Genomic DNA, 17672 nt, shown 5'->3' with positions numbered 1-17672 from the left:
CCCACCAGCGGCTGGTCCCGGGCAGGATGGCCCGATGGATCCATCTATTCATCTGGGCCGGCGCCCCCTCGCCGAGGGCTACCGATTGTTCGCCGAGCAGGAAGCACGGGGGGTCTCGGCGGTCTACACGGACTGGGCGCACGCGGTCGCCCAGGACAGGGAGGTGCTGGACCTTCTTTCCGCGCTGCCCGGGGGTAAGCGCCAGCCGAACCTGGTCTTCGCCGCGGCCCGCTGGCACGGGGCGGATGAGTCCTATGCCTCCTTCCGGGGGACGGTGCTGCGGCGCTGGGATCAGGTCCGCTCCACCATCATGACCAGGGCGACGCAGACGAACGAGGCCGCTCGCTGCGCCACCCTGCTCCCGTTCCTGGCCGAACTTCCCCAACCGTTGGCTCTGATCGAGGTCGGTGCCGCCGCCGGACTATGCCTACTGCCGGACCACTACTCCTACGCCTACGACGACGACACCAGCCTCGACCCTGACGCCGGCCCCTCTTCGGTGGTGATCGAGGCTCGCCTGGGTGCCGGTGTGCCCGCCCCAGCGATGCCGCAGGTCGCCTGGCGTGCCGGAATCGACCTGAACCCGATCGATGCCACCGACCCCGACGCCCGGGCGTGGCTGGAGACCCTCATCTGGCCCGGGCAGCCGGTCCGGCGCCGGCGGTTGCGGGCCGCGTTGGACATCGCCGCTCGCGAGCGCCCGCGCCTGGTCGCCGGTGATCTGGGCGAGGCGCTCCCGTCCCTGGCCGCCCAGGCCCCATCGGAGGCCACGCTGGTGGTGTTCCATTCCGCGGTGCTGGCCTATCTGGACACCGACGCACGGGCACAGTTCGTGGACACGGTCGGGGGTCTTCCCGGGCACTGGATCAGCAACGAGGGCGCCTCGGTGCTCGCCCCGGTCCTGCCGTCCGCCACGCTGGATGGCTCCACGCTGGGTGCCTCCGAGCAGGGTGGCTCACCGCCGGCTGCCTCCACGCGGGGCGCCCCCGCACCGGGCGCCGGACCCGGGGCCGGGGCCGGGGCCGGGGCCGGGGCCGACAACGGCCAGTTCCTGCTAACCGTCGACGGCATCCCCCGGGCGCGCACCAACCCGCACGGCAGCGCGGTGCACGGCCTCCACTGACCCCACTCCCCTCACCACACCCGCCCAGGACGAGCCCCGCGGCCAAGACGCCAAGGCTCCCGTCACCACACCCGCCCAGGACGAGCCCTGTGGCCAAGATGCCAAGGCTCCCGTCACCACACCCGCCCAGGGCGAGCCCCCCGGCCGAGGGCGAGCCTTCTACCGCTCGTCCTGGGCCGCCAAGATCGCCCTCGACCATCCGCCGGCGCTGGGCGGCGGCCCTGGGCGAGCATCCGCAGCCCAGGGGCTCCCGTCGCCACATCCGCCGAGGACGAGCCCCGCGGCCGAGGACGATACGTCTACCACTCGTCCTCGGCCACAAGGATCGCCCTCGGCGCTTGCCGAGCGGCCACCGCGGCGTGAGGGCGCCCTCCGGAGCGCGGCGCGGGCGCTCGGGGCGGGAGGGCGCGGGCGCGCGGGGCGGGTGCGGGGCGGGAGGCGGGTGCGGGGCGGGCGGGGGTGCTGGGCCCGGGCGGACCTGAGATGGTGGCGCGCATGAAGCAGATCAGCGAGAAGCTGTACTCCTGGGCCTCGATCATCGACGAGCACGCGCTCGCACAGGCCGAGCTGACGGCCGCGCTGCCCTTCGTCACCCCACACGTGGCGCTGATGCCGGATGCGCATGTGGGGATGGGCGCCACCGTCGGTTCGGTCATCCCCACCCAGGGGGCGGTGATCCCCGCGGCGGTCGGCGTGGACATCGGGTGCGGGATGGTGGCGGTGCGCACCCAGTTCTCCGCCGAGCGGTTGCGCGCCGCCGGCCGGCCGCTGTCGCACCTGCGGGAGCGGATCGAACGGGCCGTTCCGCTCAGCCCGGGCCGGTACAACCGCAAGGTGCAGGAGGCAACGGCACCGAAGGTCACCCAGTTGGAGGAACTGGCCGCAGCCGAGAACGTGACGCCGGAGGAGTTCGCGAAGAACTGGCGGTTGCAGTTGGGGTCGTTGGGTGGGGGTAACCACTTCATCGAGGTCACCGTCGACGAGACCGGCGCGGTGTGGACGTTCCTGCACTCGGGCAGCCGCGGGGTGGGGAACAAGATCGCCCAGCGCTACATCAAGCAGGCCCAGAAGTACGCCACCAAGCGAGACCCTGATCTACCCGATGCCAACCTGGCACACCTGGCCGTGACCGACTTCCACTACGCGGGGTACATGTCCCATCTGCACTGGGCCCAGGAGTTCGCTCGGCTGAACCGGGAGGTGATGATGGACCGGGTGATCGATCAACTCGGGGCGTTCATGGAGGAGGAGGTGCAGCGCCTGGAGGAGGTGAACTGTCACCACAACTACACCGCCACCGAAACCCATTTCGGGCAGGACCTGGTGGTCTCCCGCAAGGGTGCGATCGCCGCGCACGCCGGGACCCGGGGGCTGATCCCCGGTTCGATGGGGACCGCCTCATACGTGGTGACGGGGAAGGGCAACGAGATGTCGCTGTGCTCGGCCCCGCACGGTGCGGGGCGGATGTACTCCCGGCGCAAGGCCCGCCAGACATTCAGCCAGGATGACCTGCGCCGGCGGATGGCCGGTATCGAGTACCGCGACGACGCAGCCTTCATCGATGAGATCCCCGATGCCTACAAGGACATCGACCAGGTGATGGACGATGCCGCGGACCTGGTGGAAGTGGACCACGTGCTGCGCCAGATCATCAACGTCAAGGGGCAGTAGCACGCGGAGGCCGGACCGATCCTTCCCGACAGCAAGCCGGCAGGCCAGAGATCCGGCCGGCCGGAAAACAGGATGCCTGCTCGCGTCCACGCATGAAACGCTCCGGCCCATGGACCCTGCGGACTTCTACTCCGGCATCGTGGTCGACGCCTACGCCCGTTTGAAGTCATCGACTTTTCAGGCCGGGCCGTACCTGAAGTTCGTCAGGACGCACGGCGGACCAGCCCTGGAGGTCGGCTGCGGCGACGGCGAACCGTTGCTTGATCTCTGCGCAGCCGGGCTCGAGGTTGATGGCGTCGACTCCTCCGCCGACATGGTCGAGCGATGTCGCGCAAACGCAGCCAAACGCGGCCTCGCCACCAATGTCTTCCACCAGCGCGTCGACGCCCTCGAACTGAACCGACGCTATTCGTCGATCTACTTTGAACGGTCCGACGTTCAACCTGCTGGCCGACGATGAGACAGCCATGCAGGCCACAGACAATCAGCGCTCTCTGCCCGCGCGCCGGACTGAGAATCGTCGATCTCAGGGACGACGACACGGGCGAAGCAGTTTCCGACGTCTCGCCGTCCTTCACGGCCACGGTGCAACGGCTATAGGAAGGTGTGGCCAGTGATCGACTACCGCAACGACCCCGGTTCATCGGTGAGACCAGATGCGTGGGTGCCACGGGCGGGTCGCAAGTGATCCAGGACAGGGTGGACCTGGCCGATGGCTCATGGTTGACCGTCGACATCCACGGAGACCCGGCCGCACCCGCCCTGATGGTCGTGCCGGGCGTGATGAGCGATGCCCGGGCGTGGCGCCGCATGGCGGGTGCCATCACCGCCTGGCCCGCGGTCGCCGTCGTCAACCGCCGGGGACGACACCCCTCAGGTGACCTTCCCCCCGGTTACTCCCTGGCGACCGAACTCGACGACGTCGCCACGGCGATCGGGGCCATGCCGTCCGTGTCGGCGCTGTTCGGCTGGAGTTACGGGGGGCTGATCACCCTCACGCTGGCAAGCCGCACCAGCGTTCCCCAGGTGATCGCGTACGAACCGGTGGTGCGGCCCTTCGCTGCCCATGCCCTGGGTGACCTCGAGGAGGCGCACCAGGACGCTGACCTGGACCGGACCGTGGAGATCGTCTGCGGCCAGATCTCCGGAATGGATGCCGCCGCCATCGAGGCTCTCCGAAGGAACAGCGCCGTCTGGGAGGCAATGCGCGCGTTGGCACGCCCGGTGTACGCCGAGACGGTGGCCCTGAACGAGTCGCCCCCGCCGGAGGCGTTCGCCCCGTCCGTGCCCGTCGACCTCGTCGTGGGTGGGAACAACCGGGGCCGGGCACCCTATGGGACCTCCTTCGAGCACGTGCAGGTGCTGACCCCGCACGCCGGCGTGCACGAACTCCCCGGACAAGGGCACATGGCGCACCTGGAGGCGCCCGAGACATTGGCGCACCTGCTGGATTCACTGCGCACTCCGGCCTGATCCGCGGTCCGGGCTTACCGGGCAGGCGTCCGGCCCGGCACGGGCGAACCCCATCACACGTCGGTCAACACATAAGGTGAGGCATGAGCGCACTCAAGGTCCCCGTGTCGCTCCTGGATCGCTCCCGCACCCGCGCGGGCGAAGACCACGCCAGCGCGCTGTGGGCCACGGTCGAGCGGGCAAGGCACGTGGAGGACCTGGGCCATCACCGGTTCTGGGTCGCCGAGCACCACGCGGTGCCGGGGATCGCCTCGGGCAGCCCGGCGGTGCTGATCGCTTCCGTGGCTGCCCGGACCGACCGCATCCGGGTGGGTTCGGGTGGGGTGATGCTGCCCAACCACCGCCCGATCCTCGTCGCCGAACAGTTCAAGATGCTCCAGTCGCTGCACCCGGGGCGCATCGATCTGGGCCTGGGCCGCTCGCTGGGGTTCACCGCCCCGGTGCGCCAGGCACTGGGAGTGACCCGCTACCCCCCGGAACAGTTCGAGCAGGACATCGCGGCGCTGCGTGACTTCCTCAGCGGAAACGGACCGGTCACGGCGATGCCGGCCTCACCCGAACCGCCGCCGCTGTTCGTGCTCACCACCGGAAGCGGGCTGGAGGTGGCCGCCCGGGCCGGGCTGCCCGTCGTCGTCGGCGGTCCCGCCCTACGCGAGGAACACGGGGGCCTCGCTACGTACCGCGAGCAGTTCCGCCCCAGCGCGCAGTGCCCGGAGCCGCAGGTGATCATCAGCCTGGACGTGATGGTCGCTGAGACCACCGAGCGCGCCCGGGAGTTGTTGCTGCCGGAGGCATGGGCGATGGCGGATTCACAGACGATCGGTGCGTTCCCGCCCCTGTCACCGGTGGAGGTGGTGCGCGAGCGGGTGCCGACGGCGAAGCAGGCCCGCACGATCGAGCGCACCCTCGGCGGCGCGGTGTACGGCACCGCCGCGCACGTCCAGCAGGAGCTGGCCGCCTTGATCGAGTCCACCGGTGCCGCCGAGGTGCTGGCCTCCACCTCCACATACGACCGGGACGATCTGGCCGGAGCCGACGCCGCGGTGGCGGCCTTGTTCACCGCGGCGTAACCCGAACCAGCGGCAGGGCCGGACCTCCTCGAATCCCTGAAGGATCCACACCACGGGACCCCGCACCCGCCCGTAGCCCAGCCCCTCGCCGATCGGCGACACTGGACCGATGTCCTCCACCGAACGCCTCCCGAAGGTTCGCGCCAGCGAACTCACCGGCCGCGGCTGGCTGAACACCGGCGGCACCGACCTGCCCCTGCACAACCTGCGCGGCAAGATCGTGCTGCTGGACTTCTGGACCTTCTGCTGCATCAACTGCCTGCACGTGATCGATGAACTGCGCGAACTCGAGGAGGACTTCGCCGACGTCCTGGTCACCATCGGGGTGCACTCCCCCAAGTTCGTCCACGAGGCCGACCCCGACGCCCTGGCCGCCGCGATCGAGCGGTACGACGTGGCCCACCCGGTGCTCGACGACCCGGAGTTGGGCACCTGGAAGGCCTACACCGCGCGCGCCTGGCCCACCCTGGTGCTGATCGACCCCGAGGGCTACATCGTGGCCCACATGGCCGGCGAGGGGCACGCCCCGAACCTGCGCGCCCTGATCGAGGGCCTGATCAGCGAGCACGAAGCCGCCGGCACCCTGCACCGCGGAGATGGCCCCTACGTGCCACCCGAGCCCAGCACCGAACTACTGAAGTTCCCCGCCAAGGCGATCCGCCTGCCCAGCGGCAACCTGCTCATCGCCGACGCCGGACACCACCGCCTGGTCGAAACCGAGGCCGACGGCGAAACCCTGGTTCGCGTCTTCGGGTCCGGCGAGCGCGGACGCACCGACGGCGAAAGTGCTGTCGCGCAGTTCAGCGAACCCAACGGGCTGTGCCTGCTCCCGTCGCACGTCGCGACGCAGGTGGGTTACGACGTGGTCGTCGCCGATACGGTCAACCACCTGCTGCGCGGGGTGCACCTGGACTCGGGCAACGTCACCACGATCGCCGGCACCGGGGGCCAGTTCATGCTCGGCGCCCCGGACAACGTACTGCCCGACCCTGATGACCCCACCCCCGCCACCGCCGACTACGGCCCGGCACGGCGCATCAAACTCTCCTCCCCCTGGGATGTGGCCTGGTCCGAGGCTGCCGGCGCGGTGGTGATCGCGATGGCCGGGCACCACACCGTGTGGACGTTCGAACCCGGCGACGGGTACCTGACCCGCCTGGGCGGCACCATGAACGAGGGCCTGGTGGACGGCCCGCTCCGCCAGGCCTGGTTCGCCCAGCCCTCCGGGCTCGGCACGGACGACGGCGGGCGGATCTGGCTGGCCGACGCCGAGACCTCCGCGGTGCGCCGGCTCGACGTGGGTGCCGGGGAGGTGCACACCGCGATCGGGCAGGGCCTGTTCGAATTCGGCCACCGCGACGGACCGGCCGGCCAGGCGCTGTTGCAGCATCCGCTGGGCGTGGCCGTGCTGCCCGATGGGCGGGTGGCGATCGCCGACACCTACAACGGGGCGGTGCGCGTGTTCGACCCGGACACCGAGCAGGTAGGCACCCTGGCCACCGGCCTCGCCGAGCCGTCCGGGCTGCTACCGACCGACGACGGCGCCGCCGTGATCGTGGTGGAGTCGGCCGCGCATCGACTCACCCGAGTGGATCTCGGGCAGTCGGTAGGGCACGCCGACCAGCACCAGGGCGCGGCCTACCGGACGCAGCGCGAGGTCACCGAGGTGGGACCCCAGGTGCGGCTGCAGGTGCGGTTCACCGCCCCGCCGGGACGAAAGTTGGATGACCGGTTCGGCCCCTCCACCCAGTTGGAGGTCTCGGCCAACTCCGGGGCGCTGGTGGATGGTGCCGGTACCGGCACCATGTTGCACCGGGACCTGACCCTGGCCGAGGGCACCGAGGGAGCGGTGTTGTCGGTGACGGCCAAGGCCGCATCCTGTGATGACGACCCGGCCGTGCTCGCCCCCGCCTGCCACCTGGCGGCACAGGACTGGGGCATCCCGGTGCGGGTGGTGCCGGACGGCCCCTCGGAACTGGTGCTGCACCTGGCCGGCTGACGGCTATCGCCCACCAACCGGCCAGGTGCCTATGCGGACCCCCGACGCGTGCCCGCTCAGGGCACGATCACCGCACGTCCGCGCAGGGTCCCTGCGTCGAGCTTCTCGTACGCCCTGGGCGCATCGTCCAGGGAGAACACCTCGGTCTCCACCGTGACCGCCCCGGCCCGGGCCAGGTCCAGCACCTCGAACAGTTCGCTGCGGTAGCCCCAGTAGGGGGCGCGCACCGTGGACTCATAGGGTCGGTCAAGGAAACCGACCGGGAGCGTCCCGTTACCCACCCCGACCATCACCTGGTCACCTTCCATGGCGATCATCTTCGCCCCGAGGTCCATGGTGGGCTGCACCCCGACGAAGTCGAACACCGCCGTCGCCCCGCGCCCCCCGGTCAGGGTGCGCACCTGCTCCACGGCGTCGTCGTTGGACAGGAAGGTGTGGTGTGCCCCCACGTCGCGGGCCAGTTGCAGTTTGTCCTCGGCGATGTCCAGGGCCACCACCGTGGCGGAGGTCAGGGCCCGCAGGATCTGGATGCCCACGTGCCCCAGCCCGCCGGCGCCGATCGCGACCGCGGTCGATCCGGGGGTGAGTTTGCCCAGGGACTCCTTGATCGCGTGATACGGCGTCAGCCCGGCGTCGGTCAGGGCGACGTTCGCCACCGGATCCAGGTCACCCAGCGGCACCAGGTGGCGGGCGTTGTTGACGATCATGTACTCGGCCATCGCACCGGGGGAGCCCAGGCCCGGCGGAGCGATTCCCAGTTCGACGGCCCGCTGGCAGTAGTTCTCCTTGCCCTGGGCGCAGGTGTAGCAGTGTCCGCACCCCCACGGCCCGTACACGGCCATCGCGGCCCCGAGTTCCACACCGGTGACACCGTCACCGAGTTTGTCCACGATCCCGGCCCCCTCGTGTCCCAGGGTCAGCGGCAGACCGTAGATGTAGGCCTCCTCGGGCAGGCTCATCACGAACGCATCGGAGTGGCACACGCCCGCGGCGGTGACCTTCAGGCGCACCTGCCCGGGCCCCGCTTCAGGGGTGTCGATCTCCACGACCTCCGGGGCAGCCCCGATCGTGCGGTATTGCAGCGCCTTCATCTGACATCCTCTCGTCCCAGCCGGCGGCCCTCACCGGCTCCATCTCCAGGGTGGCAGGCAGGCGTGCCGCCCGCACGGGCCATTGGTCCCCCTTCGGAGGAGAGCGGGCGAACGAGGACGCCGGCGCCTACTGGTCCTCGAGGCGTTCCAGCACGAACACCGGGATCTCCCGGTCGGTCTTGTCCTGGTACTCCGCATACGGGGGGAAGGTGGTCACGGCACGGTCCCACCACTGTTGCTTCTCCGCGCCGGTGAGTTCACGTGCGTGCATGTCCCACGTGTGCGCCCCGTCCTGCAGTTGTACATGCGGGTGAGTCTTGAGGTTGTAGTACCAGAGCGGGTGGGTGGGAGCACCGCCCATCGAGGCGACCACCGCGTAGGCGCCCTCGTGCTCAACCCGCATCAGGGGGATCTTGCGGACCTTGCCGGACTTGGCGCCGCGGCTGGTCAGGATGATCACCGGCACCCCGCCCAGGGTGCCGCCCTCGGCGCCGCCGGTGCGCTCATACACCTCGACGTGCTCGCGCACGCGTTCGCGGGGACTGGGGACGTACTCTCCGTCAAGTGGCATGGGTTCTGTCTACACCACATCGCCCATACCGCTCAGCTGGGCGCAGGTGCAGGCACACGGGACCGACGCCTCGCCACCGTGCGCCCACATCCTGCAGGTGCTGCGGATCGCCGGGGTACCCAACACCGTGGCACCGGCCGGGGCAGGCGGGGCCGTCGTCGTCGTCCGTAGCAGTGACCTGACACCGGCATGCACCGCCCTCGCCCTGGGCCTGGACAGCACGTGGCGCGTGGTCGACCTGGATGCCGAGCCGCTCGAGTCACGCGGCCGCCGGGTCACCTCGACCCGACTCACCAGAGCCGCGCGCGGCAACGATGGGTTCCGGTTGTACCGTGACCAGCCCAGCGCGGCAGGGGCCCTGGTGGGTGCGCAAGTGGGCGTGGACGTGCAGGTGTGGACGCACGTGCAGCCAGGTGACGTCGGCCAGCCTCCGGGGGAGAGCGAGGCCGCTGTGGTGTCCCCGCGCCGGCAGCATTGGACCTCACGGTTGAACCCGGCCCAGTGGCAGCAGGCAGTGGCGCGCGGGGCGCTGGAGGTAGGTCGGGAGCCGCACGTGTTCGCGGTGGTCCGGCCCATCGACGTGGTCTACACCTGGGTGGACGGCTCGGACCCGCAGTGGAACACCGAGCGCATGGCCGCGCTCGGGCTGCCGGTGGCCGAGCAGGCGCAAGAGGCGGCCACGCACGCGGCCCGGTTCCGTTCCCATGATGAGTTGCGCTACTCCTTGCGCTCCCTGGAGATGTTCGCCCCGTGGGTGCGCCGGGTGCACATCGTCACCGCCGGGCACGCACCGGCCTGGCTCGATACCGACCACCCGAGGATTCGCGTGGTGGACCACCGGGAGATCTTCACCGACCCCGACGTGCTGCCGGTGTTCAACTCCCACGCGATCGAGTCGCAACTGCACCACATCTCCGGCCTAGCCGAGCAGTACCTGTACCTGAACGACGACGTGTTCTTCGGCCGCCCGGTGGACCCGGACGCGTTCTTCCACGCCAACGGGCTTGCGAAGTTCTTCATGGCCTCCGCACTCATCGACGCCCAGGAGCACCAAGCCGATGACGTACCGGTGATGAGCGCGGCGAAGAACAACCGGGCGTTGATCGCCGAGGTGTTCGGGCGCCGGGTGACCCACCTGTTCCAGCACACCCCGCACCCCCAACTGCGCTCCGTGCTGGAACTGATGGAGGCCGAGCACCCGGGGATGTTCGCCCAAGTGGCCGCCTCCAGGTTCCGCCACCCCGATGACCTGTCGATCTCCTCATCGCTGCACCACAACTACGCCTACGCCCTGGGCAGGGCGGTCCCCGGGCGGCTCGCCTACCTGTACCTGGACCTGGCGCACCCGCGGGCCGCACGCCGGTTCCGGGCACTGTTGCGCGACCGGCAGTTCGATGTGTTCTGCCTGAACGACTCACCCGGCGTCGGTGAGGAGGGGAGCGGCCCGTTGCTGCGCGAGTTCCTCCAGCAGTACTTCCCGCTACCCAGTTCCTTCGAGTTGCCCGCGGCGGACCCCGGCCACCACGCGCACACGGCCTCGGCGGTGCGCTACGCCGCGAACCACACCGACCAGCCCGGTCACGGCCGGCTCACGTCCTCGCCCTGAGGTCGACGGGGGTGCTGAGCAGGCCTCTACCCGCCGAGACGCACGAGAAGCTTGCCGGTATTGGCACCGCGGAACAGGCTCAGGAACGCCGCCGGAGCGTTCTCCAGCCCCTCCACCACAGTGTTCTCGGCGCGCAGGGAACCGTCGGCCAACCACCCCGTGGCTCGTTCGACGTATTCGCTGGTGCGGTCCGCGTGGTCGCTGACGATCATCCCGCGCAGGCTCAACCGCCGCGGAAGGGTGCGGTAGAAGTTGGCCGGGCCCCGGGCCGGGCCGGTGGAGTTGTACCCGCTGATCGCACCCACGATCGCGACGCGTCCGTTCCGGCGCAGGGCGCCGAGCGCCGCCTCGAGGTGCTCACCACCGACGAGGTCGATGTAGACGTCGATGCCCTCGGGTGCGAGGGTGGCGAGTTGGCCCGCGACGTCTCCGGCGGTGTAGTCGATCGCGGCGTCGAAGCCGAAGTCCGCAACCGCCCGGGCGACCTTGGCAGCCCCGCCGGCGGAGCCGATCACCCGCGAGGCCCCCAGGAGGCGGGCGAGTTGGCCCGCGACGCTGCCCACCGCGCCTGCCGCCGCGGAAATGAAGACCACGTCACCTTCCTCAACCGGCGCGGTGTCGGTAAGCGCAACATAGGCCGTCAGGCCGGTCATGCCGAGGACGCCCAGGTAGTGCTCGGGCGGGGCCACCGAGGTGTCCACGGGGGTGAGGGAGACCGCGTCCAGCACGGCGTGGGAGCGCCATCCGGCAAGGTGGGACACGGTCGAACCCACCGGCACATCGGCCGCGTTCGAGGCCACCACCTCCCCGATCGCACCACCATCCAGCGGAGCACCCAGCGCGAACGGGGCGATGTAGGACTCGGTGTCATCCATCCGGCCCCGCATGTACGGATCGACCGACATCCAGGTGTTGCGCACCAGGACCTGCCCGGGCCCGGGCGTGGGGATCTCGACGTCGACGAGGTCGAAATTCTCGGCGGTCGGCTCCCCGGCGGGGCGGGAGCGCAGGCGCACCTCCTGTCCGCGGCGCACCTCCTGGTCGGATGTGGTGTGGGTAGGCATCGAGCGTTCTCCTTGACCTTAGCGAAACTTACCTGTGGTAAGTTACCACAGGTAAGTTGTCCGGAGCGATCGAGGAGGGGCGATGACCGAGCCCGCTGTGACAACCCCGCGTCGTCGGCTGCCGAAGTCGGAGCGGCGCGCCCAACTGCTGGAGGTGGCGCGTGAGTTCATCCGGGAGGCGGGCACCGATGAACTGACGCTCGGTCGCCTCGCCGAGCGGGCCGGGGTGACCAAGCCGTTGGTGTATGACCACTTCGGTGACCGGGCCGGGGTGCTCGCGGAGTTGTATCGGGAGTTCGAGGCCCGCCAGCGCCAGGCACTCGCGGCGGCGCTCGATGAGGCCGACCCCCAACTGGCGGCGGTGGCGGGTCTGGTGGCGGGCGCCTACATCGATTGCTGCCTGGCGGAGGGACGCGAACTGGTCGACGTCGTCGCCGCGCTTGCGGGCTCGACCGGCCTGAGTGAACTGCGCCAGGAAGCCGAGGAGGAGTACCTCGCGATGTGCCGCGAGGCCCTGGAGCCGTTCACCGGTCCGTTGGACGCCGCGGTCCTGCAAGCGATCATCGGTGCCGGTGACTCCTTGGTCCGCGGCGCGCTCGAGGACAAGGTCAGTCCCGATCGCGCCCGCCGCGTCCTCACCCGGGTCATCCTCGCCGTCACCGACCACGATCCGGCGGCGGCAGTCCGATGACGATCAGTCACCCGGGTCAACCCGGCACTGCGCTGTGGCTGTACGCCCATCCCCGCCGCGGGTCCGGCCGCACCGATCTGGGCATCCACCTCGCCCCGATCGCCTAGCTGGCAGGCAGACGCCGAGGCCCCGAGAAACTCCTGGGCCTGCGCATCCTCCCTCCCCTACGCTCGCCTTCCATGACCGTCGATGAGCAGGGCCGCCCCGAACCGCCGATGAACACCGATGAGGCGGGCACGACATTGGGGTTCCTGGACTTCCACCGGGCCACGCTGGCCTGGAAGTGCGACGGGCTGGACGCAGCCGGGCTGAACACCACCGTCGGTTCCTCCACGATGACGCTGGGCGGGATGCTCAAGCACCTGGCTTTCGTGGAGGACTTCTGGTTCGGCTATCGCATGGCCGGACGCGAGCCCGCGCCGCCGTGGGACACCGCCGACTGGGACGCCGACCCGGACTGGGACTGGCACTCCGCCGCCCAGGACGGCCCGCAAGAACTGCACCGGCTGTGGCGGGAGGCGGTGCAGCGGTCCCGGGACCTGGCCACCGAACTGATGGCCGACGACGGCGACCTCGCCCAGGTAGCGAAGCGTCCTTTTGCCGATGGTGGCGCCGTGAGCCTGCGGTGGGTTCTGGTGCACATGGTGGAGGAGTACGCCCGCCACAACGGTCATGCCGACCTGCTCCGCGAGTAACGATCGGGACAGCCACGGCCCATCCACTCCCGCGTCCGCCCTTCCGGTACTACTATCGCGCTCACCGGAAGGCGGACGATGATGACCGAGAACTATCCGATCCTGACGCTCATCCCCCCGTTGCTGGCAATCGGCCTGGCGATCGCCACCAGGAAGGTGCTGATCAGCCTGGGCCTGGGCGTGCTCGCCGCCGCGATCCTGATCGCCGAGTTCGACCCGCTCGCCACGTTGCGCGAGGTCTGGGCGTCATTCGCGGTGATCTTCTGGGACCAGGGCGCGGTCAACACCTGGTACGTCTACATCCTCATCTTCCTGTTGCTGCTCGGGGCGATCGCCGCGTTCATCATGATGTCCGGCGGCACCCGCGCACTGGCGGACTGGGCGATCACCCGGGTCACGAGCCGGCGCGGAGCCCAAGGGGTGCCGGCGGTGCTCGGGCTGATCATCTTCATCGACGACTACTTCAACGCCCTGGCGGTGGGCCAGGTCAGCCGCCCGGTGACGGACAAGCACCGGGTCTCTCGGGCCAAGCTCGCCTACATCGTGGACTCCACCTCCGCGCCGGTGGCGGTACTGGCCCCATTCTCCAGCTGGGGCGCCTACATCATGGGCCTGATCGCCCCGCTGGTGGCCGCCTCGGCCCTGACCATGGGCAGCCTGGAGGCGTTCCTGCGCGCCGCGGCCGCGAACTACTACGCGATCGCCGCCGTCATGCTGGTCTGGGTGATCGTTCTGCTCCGCCTGGACGTGGGCCCGATGCGCAAAGAGGAACGCCGCGCGCTGACCGAGGGGAGGGTCTACGCCGAGGGCGCCACAATCCCCGGTGAACTGGCCGAGGACCTGCCGGTGCACTACCCCGGCGTGCGGCGGGCGCTGGTCGTTCCGTTCCTGGCGCTGGTCCTCGGGGTGTTCGCCGGGCTGGCCCTCACCGGCTACCGCGCCGCCGGCACCTGGGACTGGGTGGCGATCCTGGCCGACACCGACGCCTCTGCCGCGCTGGTGCTCGGCGGGCTCATCGGCCTGGCCTTCGCCCTCTACTACTACTTCCGCAACACCTCGAAGAACCCGGACTTCTCCGCGTCCGAATTCGGCCGCGGGTGGCTCGAGGGCATCAAGTCGATGCTGCCGGCCATCGCGATCCTGCTCCTGGCCTGGACACTCGGCGACCTGATCGGGACGCTGGGCACCGGTGAGTATCTCGGCGACCTGGTCGAGCGAGCCGACATGCCCCCGGCCTGGCTGATCCCGGTGATGTTCGTCGTCGCCTCCCTGATCGCGTTCGCGACGGGCACGTCCTGGGGCTCGTTCGGCCTGCTGCTGCCGATCGCCGGGGCGATCATGACCTCGGTGAACCAGCCGGAGCTGTTGCTGCCGGCCTTCGGTGCGGTGCTGGCCGGGGCGGTGCTGGGTGATCACGTCTCCCCGATCTCGGACACCACGATCCTGTCCTCGACCGGGGCCGGCGCCAACGTCATCACCCACGTGGTGACCCAGGTGCCCTATGCGATCGCCGCAGGGGTCGCGGCCCTGGCCGGTTACGCGGTGCTGGCACTGACCGGCAGCGTCCTGGCCGGGCTTGCCGCCACGTTCGCGGCCATCGCCGCCTTCGTCCTCATCGGGCGCGCCCGCTCCACACCGCTGGACGAGCAGGTGACCACCGATCGCACCATCGCCCGCGGGTGAGGGCCCGGGCACCGCACGCCGCCGCGCAGGACTTCAGAGCACCGACGACGGCGACCGGCACCCGCCGGCAGTCTGCCGAAACCCTGGTCAGGGGTGCCCGGGCGCCGCGGCGAAGGGGTCCTCCCCGCGCGAGCGCACCGGGACGATCCGCTGACCCAGCGGCAAGAACGCCAACGGCACCATTTTCCAGCACGCGATCCCGAACGGGATGCCCACGATGGTCAGGCACAGCAACAACCCGGCAATCAGGTGACCGATCGCCAGTTCCCAGCCCAGCAGCACGATCCAGAGGATGTTACCGATCACGGCCAAGACCCCGAAGTCGGCCCGGAACTCGGTGCGGCGCCCAAACGGCCACAGCACGTAGCTCGCCAGCCGGAAGGAGGCGATGCCGAAGGGGATGGTGATGATCAGGATGCACGCGATCACCCCCGCGATCACGTACGCCAGCGCCAGCCACCAGCCGGCCAGGATAAACCACAGCACGTTCCCGAGCGTTCGCATGGCCTAACGGTAACGCTGCCACGGCGCTCCCGCGGGAGCGTCAACTGCTCGCGGTCGTGATACCGACGGGCGGCCCGGGCCCGCGATCGAGCAGGGCGGCGACCAGGGCGCCGATCAGGCTGAGCACGCCCATCACACCGAACGCCGCGGCGTAGTTTCCGAGCAGATCGGCCAGCACCGTCCCGGCCCAGGGGGCGAGCGCCACGGTCACCGTGATGGGCGCGGAGAGCACGCCCGTCAGCCGGCCGTAGTGGGCGGCGCCCCACCGGTCGCTGACGGCGGTGGCGTGGACGAGGGTGAACAGTCCTCTGGCCACCCCGGCACCGACGGCTGAGAGGATCAGCACCGTGGGCGAGGTGAACACGGCGAGGGCCGCGATGCTCAGCGCGACGGCGAGGAGGATCGCCACCGTTCGGGCGCGCACGCCGACGCGGGCGGACAGTGCGGGATAGGCGAGGCGCCCCACCACCTGCCCGGCGCCGCCCAGACCCAGCGCCAGGGCAGCGGAACGGGCATCCATCCCACGCTCGAGCAGCAATGGCACGAGGTTGATCAGGGCTGCGAACGCCGCGAACCCGGCAAGGGCCAGGGCGGTGACCACGGCGACGAAGCGCGGGCTACCCACGATGCGGGCGGGGGAGTCCGTCCCCGCAGCGTCGACGCTCCCCCGGCCCGGCCGGGCATCCGGCGCCGGCCACGGAGCGCGCAGACCCCACCAGTGGGCCGGCACGGTCACCACCAGCAGGATGACCGCCAGGGTGAGGTAGACGCCCCGCCAGGTCAGGTGTTCCTGCAGTGCGGCGGTCAACGGCGCGAACACCGAACTGGCCAGCCCGCCCGCCAAGGTCAGGATGGTCAGGGCGCGGACACGGTCCGGCCCGTACCAGCGGGCGATCGCGGTGAAGGCCGGTGGGTAGAGCACCCCCGCCATCGCGACGCCCGCGACCAGCCACCCGCCGGCGAAGGCGACCTGGTTCGGCGCCAGCGCGATCAGCACGAGCGCGGCGACGGCCAGCACCGAACCACCGGCCATGATCCGGCGCGGCCCGCTGACGTCCAGCCGGCGACCGAGCGGGATGCCCACGCCGGCCGAGATCAGGAGGCCGGTGGAGAAGGCGCCGGTGATCGCCGTCGTCGACCACCCGGTCCCGGCGGCGATGCCGGTGGCCAGCACCGGGAAGGCGTAGTAAAGCACCCCCCAACTGACGACCTGGGTGCCGCACAGCACACTCAGCACTCGCCGTCGTCCGTGCACCACCCCAGGTGACGCCGTAGCGCCGGCGCCGGATGCTGCCGGACTCACACCGCGGACATACTCGGCCGCACCTGATGCGCCGCGGTCGCCTTCCAGGACCCTCGGATGTGCGCGGCCAGCGGCGCCATCACGTGATCGGCGTCGCGGTGCACCCCGCGCAGGGTGTTGGAGGAGAAGGACCGCTGGAACTCCAGGCCCAGGTAGGCCAGCCCCATGTGGGTCATGGACAACCCGCCCGCGTGCAACGGTGCGCCCGTCTGGTCCAGCGCCCCCAGGGGCCGCAGGTACTCCAGCGCAGGGCGGTAGCCGGTGGCGAACAGCACCGCGTCCACCTGCTCACGGCTGCCGTCGGGCCACTCGATGCCGTCGTCGGTGAACCGGGTGAACATCGGCCGCCGGTCCAGGAGCCCGGTGGCGAAGGCCTGCTGGTAACCGCCGGTGTCGATCACCAGGGTGGCGGTGACCAATTGCGCCAACCAGTACGGCGGCAGCAGGTCGAACCCGGTCTCGACCAGGGCGTGGTGCAGGTCCAGGCCGTTGATCCGCTGCTCCCAGAACTGCAACGGCTGACGGGAGGCGAGCGTCACGGTGGCCGTGCGCGCCAACTCGACGGCGACCTGGACCGCAGAGTTGCCGCCCCCGACCACGATCACCCGCTTTCCCTGGTACTCGCTGGGATCACGGTAGTCGGCCACATGCGCCATGGTGCCGGCGAAGGTTTCCGAGCCCGGCAACGTCGGCAGATGCGGGTTGGCGAACGAACCGCTGGCGGCGACCAGGGCGGGGGCGGCCAGGGTGTCCCCGCCGGTGGTGTGCACCGCGAAACCATCGCCGTCGGACTCGACCGCGCGCACCCTGGTGTTGGTACGGATCTCGACGTCCAGGCTCTCGGCGTAGTTCTCCAGGTAGGTGACCACCTCATCGCGAGTGGGGTAGCGATCACCATCCCCGGGGAAGGTGAATCCGGGGAATCCGCTGAACTGCGCCGGCGAGAACAGGGCGAGGCTGTTGTAGTAGTGGGGCCAGGAACCGACTGCTCGCTCCCCCGCCTCCAGCACGATCGGGCGAAGGTGGTGGTCCCGTGCCGCGCGCGCCGCGGCGAGGCCGGACTGCCCGCCGCCGATGATCAGGACTGTCTGCTGTGGTGTGCTCATGTGCCCAACATATCGACATATC

Annotated in this window: 16 protein-coding genes; 10 read left to right on the top strand and 6 right to left on the bottom strand. The window is 70.3% G+C overall.

What is annotated here, in order from left to right; genetic code table 11:
- Positions 1 to 34: 34 nt before the first annotated feature.
- The 6 genes from ACPL7H_RS13440 (at position 35) to ACPL7H_RS13415 (ending at position 7336) form a co-directional block, all read left to right on the top strand.
- Positions 35 to 1123 carry a DUF2332 domain-containing protein gene (locus ACPL7H_RS13440; protein ID WP_424797390.1) on the top strand — a complete coding sequence of 363 codons (1089 nt, stop codon included), beginning with the start codon at positions 35 to 37 and terminating at the stop codon, positions 1121 to 1123.
- A 495-nt stretch (positions 1124 to 1618) separates the two neighbouring features.
- Entirely contained in the window at positions 1619 to 2794 is a 1176-nt protein-coding gene (locus ACPL7H_RS13435) for an RtcB family protein (RefSeq protein ID WP_424797389.1), read from the top strand.
- A 109-nt stretch (positions 2795 to 2903) separates the two neighbouring features.
- Entirely contained in the window at positions 2904 to 3254 is a 351-nt protein-coding gene (locus ACPL7H_RS13430) for a class I SAM-dependent methyltransferase (RefSeq protein ID WP_424797388.1), read from the top strand.
- Between the two features lie 200 nt (positions 3255 to 3454).
- The gene (locus ACPL7H_RS13425) at positions 3455 to 4267 is read left to right on the top strand and encodes an alpha/beta fold hydrolase (protein ID WP_424797387.1); all 813 of its coding nucleotides are present in this window, start codon (positions 3455 to 3457) and stop codon (positions 4265 to 4267) included.
- An 83-nt stretch (positions 4268 to 4350) separates the two neighbouring features.
- Entirely contained in the window at positions 4351 to 5337 is a 987-nt protein-coding gene (locus ACPL7H_RS13420; RefSeq protein ID WP_424797386.1) for an MsnO8 family LLM class oxidoreductase, read from the top strand.
- A gap of 109 nt (positions 5338 to 5446) precedes the next feature.
- On the top strand, positions 5447 to 7336 hold the full coding sequence (locus tag ACPL7H_RS13415; RefSeq protein ID WP_424797385.1) for an NHL domain-containing thioredoxin family protein: 1890 nt from the start codon (positions 5447 to 5449) through the stop codon (positions 7334 to 7336).
- Between the two features lie 56 nt (positions 7337 to 7392).
- Here ACPL7H_RS13415 and ACPL7H_RS13410 read toward each other — a convergent pair whose 3' ends face one another.
- Both ACPL7H_RS13410 and ACPL7H_RS13405 read right to left on the bottom strand, forming a co-directional pair.
- Positions 7393 to 8427 (bottom strand): NAD(P)-dependent alcohol dehydrogenase, encoded by a 1035-nt coding sequence (locus ACPL7H_RS13410; protein ID WP_424797384.1) that lies wholly within the window; start codon positions 8425 to 8427, stop codon positions 7393 to 7395.
- Between the two features lie 127 nt (positions 8428 to 8554).
- On the bottom strand, positions 8555 to 8998 hold the full coding sequence (locus ACPL7H_RS13405; protein ID WP_424797383.1) for a nitroreductase family deazaflavin-dependent oxidoreductase: 444 nt from the start codon (positions 8996 to 8998) through the stop codon (positions 8555 to 8557).
- Here ACPL7H_RS13405 and ACPL7H_RS13400 point away from each other — a divergent pair.
- Entirely contained in the window at positions 8997 to 10604 is a 1608-nt protein-coding gene (locus ACPL7H_RS13400; RefSeq protein WP_424797382.1) for a stealth family protein, read from the top strand. The two genes, ACPL7H_RS13405 and ACPL7H_RS13400, sit on opposite strands and share 2 nt — an antisense overlap.
- A gap of 26 nt (positions 10605 to 10630) precedes the next feature.
- On the opposite strand, the gene ACPL7H_RS13395 is transcribed toward ACPL7H_RS13400, so the two are convergent.
- Positions 10631 to 11668: an NADP-dependent oxidoreductase gene (locus ACPL7H_RS13395; protein ID WP_424797381.1), complete on the bottom strand. Its 1038-nt coding sequence runs from the start codon at positions 11666 to 11668 to the stop codon at positions 10631 to 10633.
- An 82-nt stretch (positions 11669 to 11750) separates the two neighbouring features.
- On the opposite strand from ACPL7H_RS13395, the gene ACPL7H_RS13390 reads away from it, so the two are divergent.
- From ACPL7H_RS13390 to ACPL7H_RS13380, 3 genes are all read left to right on the top strand, one after another.
- Positions 11751 to 12359, top strand: coding sequence for a TetR/AcrR family transcriptional regulator (locus tag ACPL7H_RS13390; RefSeq protein WP_424797380.1), 609 nt, complete (start codon positions 11751 to 11753; stop codon positions 12357 to 12359).
- Between the two features lie 179 nt (positions 12360 to 12538).
- On the top strand, positions 12539 to 13054 hold the full coding sequence (locus ACPL7H_RS13385; RefSeq protein WP_424797379.1) for a DinB family protein: 516 nt from the start codon (positions 12539 to 12541) through the stop codon (positions 13052 to 13054).
- Between the two features lie 81 nt (positions 13055 to 13135).
- Positions 13136 to 14737, top strand: a complete 1602-nt coding sequence (locus ACPL7H_RS13380; RefSeq protein WP_424797378.1) for a Na+/H+ antiporter NhaC family protein — start codon at positions 13136 to 13138, stop codon at positions 14735 to 14737.
- Positions 14738 to 14824: 87 nt separating this feature from the next.
- Here ACPL7H_RS13380 and ACPL7H_RS13375 read toward each other — a convergent pair whose 3' ends face one another.
- The 3 genes from ACPL7H_RS13375 to ACPL7H_RS13365 are packed head-to-tail and all read right to left on the bottom strand — an operon-like array spanning position 14825 to position 17650.
- The gene (locus tag ACPL7H_RS13375; RefSeq protein ID WP_424797377.1) at positions 14825 to 15241 is read right to left on the bottom strand and encodes a YccF domain-containing protein; all 417 of its coding nucleotides are present in this window, start codon (positions 15239 to 15241) and stop codon (positions 14825 to 14827) included.
- 40 nt (positions 15242 to 15281) lie between these two features.
- Entirely contained in the window at positions 15282 to 16544 is a 1263-nt protein-coding gene (locus tag ACPL7H_RS13370; RefSeq protein WP_424797376.1) for an MFS transporter, read from the bottom strand.
- Positions 16541 to 17650: a flavin-containing monooxygenase gene (locus ACPL7H_RS13365; RefSeq protein WP_424797375.1), complete on the bottom strand. Its 1110-nt coding sequence runs from the start codon at positions 17648 to 17650 to the stop codon at positions 16541 to 16543. The genes ACPL7H_RS13370 and ACPL7H_RS13365 overlap by 4 nt, the downstream gene beginning before the upstream one ends.
- Positions 17651 to 17672: the final 22 nt, after the last annotated feature.

It is taken from the genome of Pseudactinotalea sp. Z1732, assembly GCF_049724975.1.
Classification (GTDB): Bacteria; Actinomycetota; Actinomycetes; order Actinomycetales; family Beutenbergiaceae; genus CALKWS01.
Note: the sequence above shows the minus strand (reverse complement) of the source record. Positions and strands in the feature narration are given on the sequence as shown.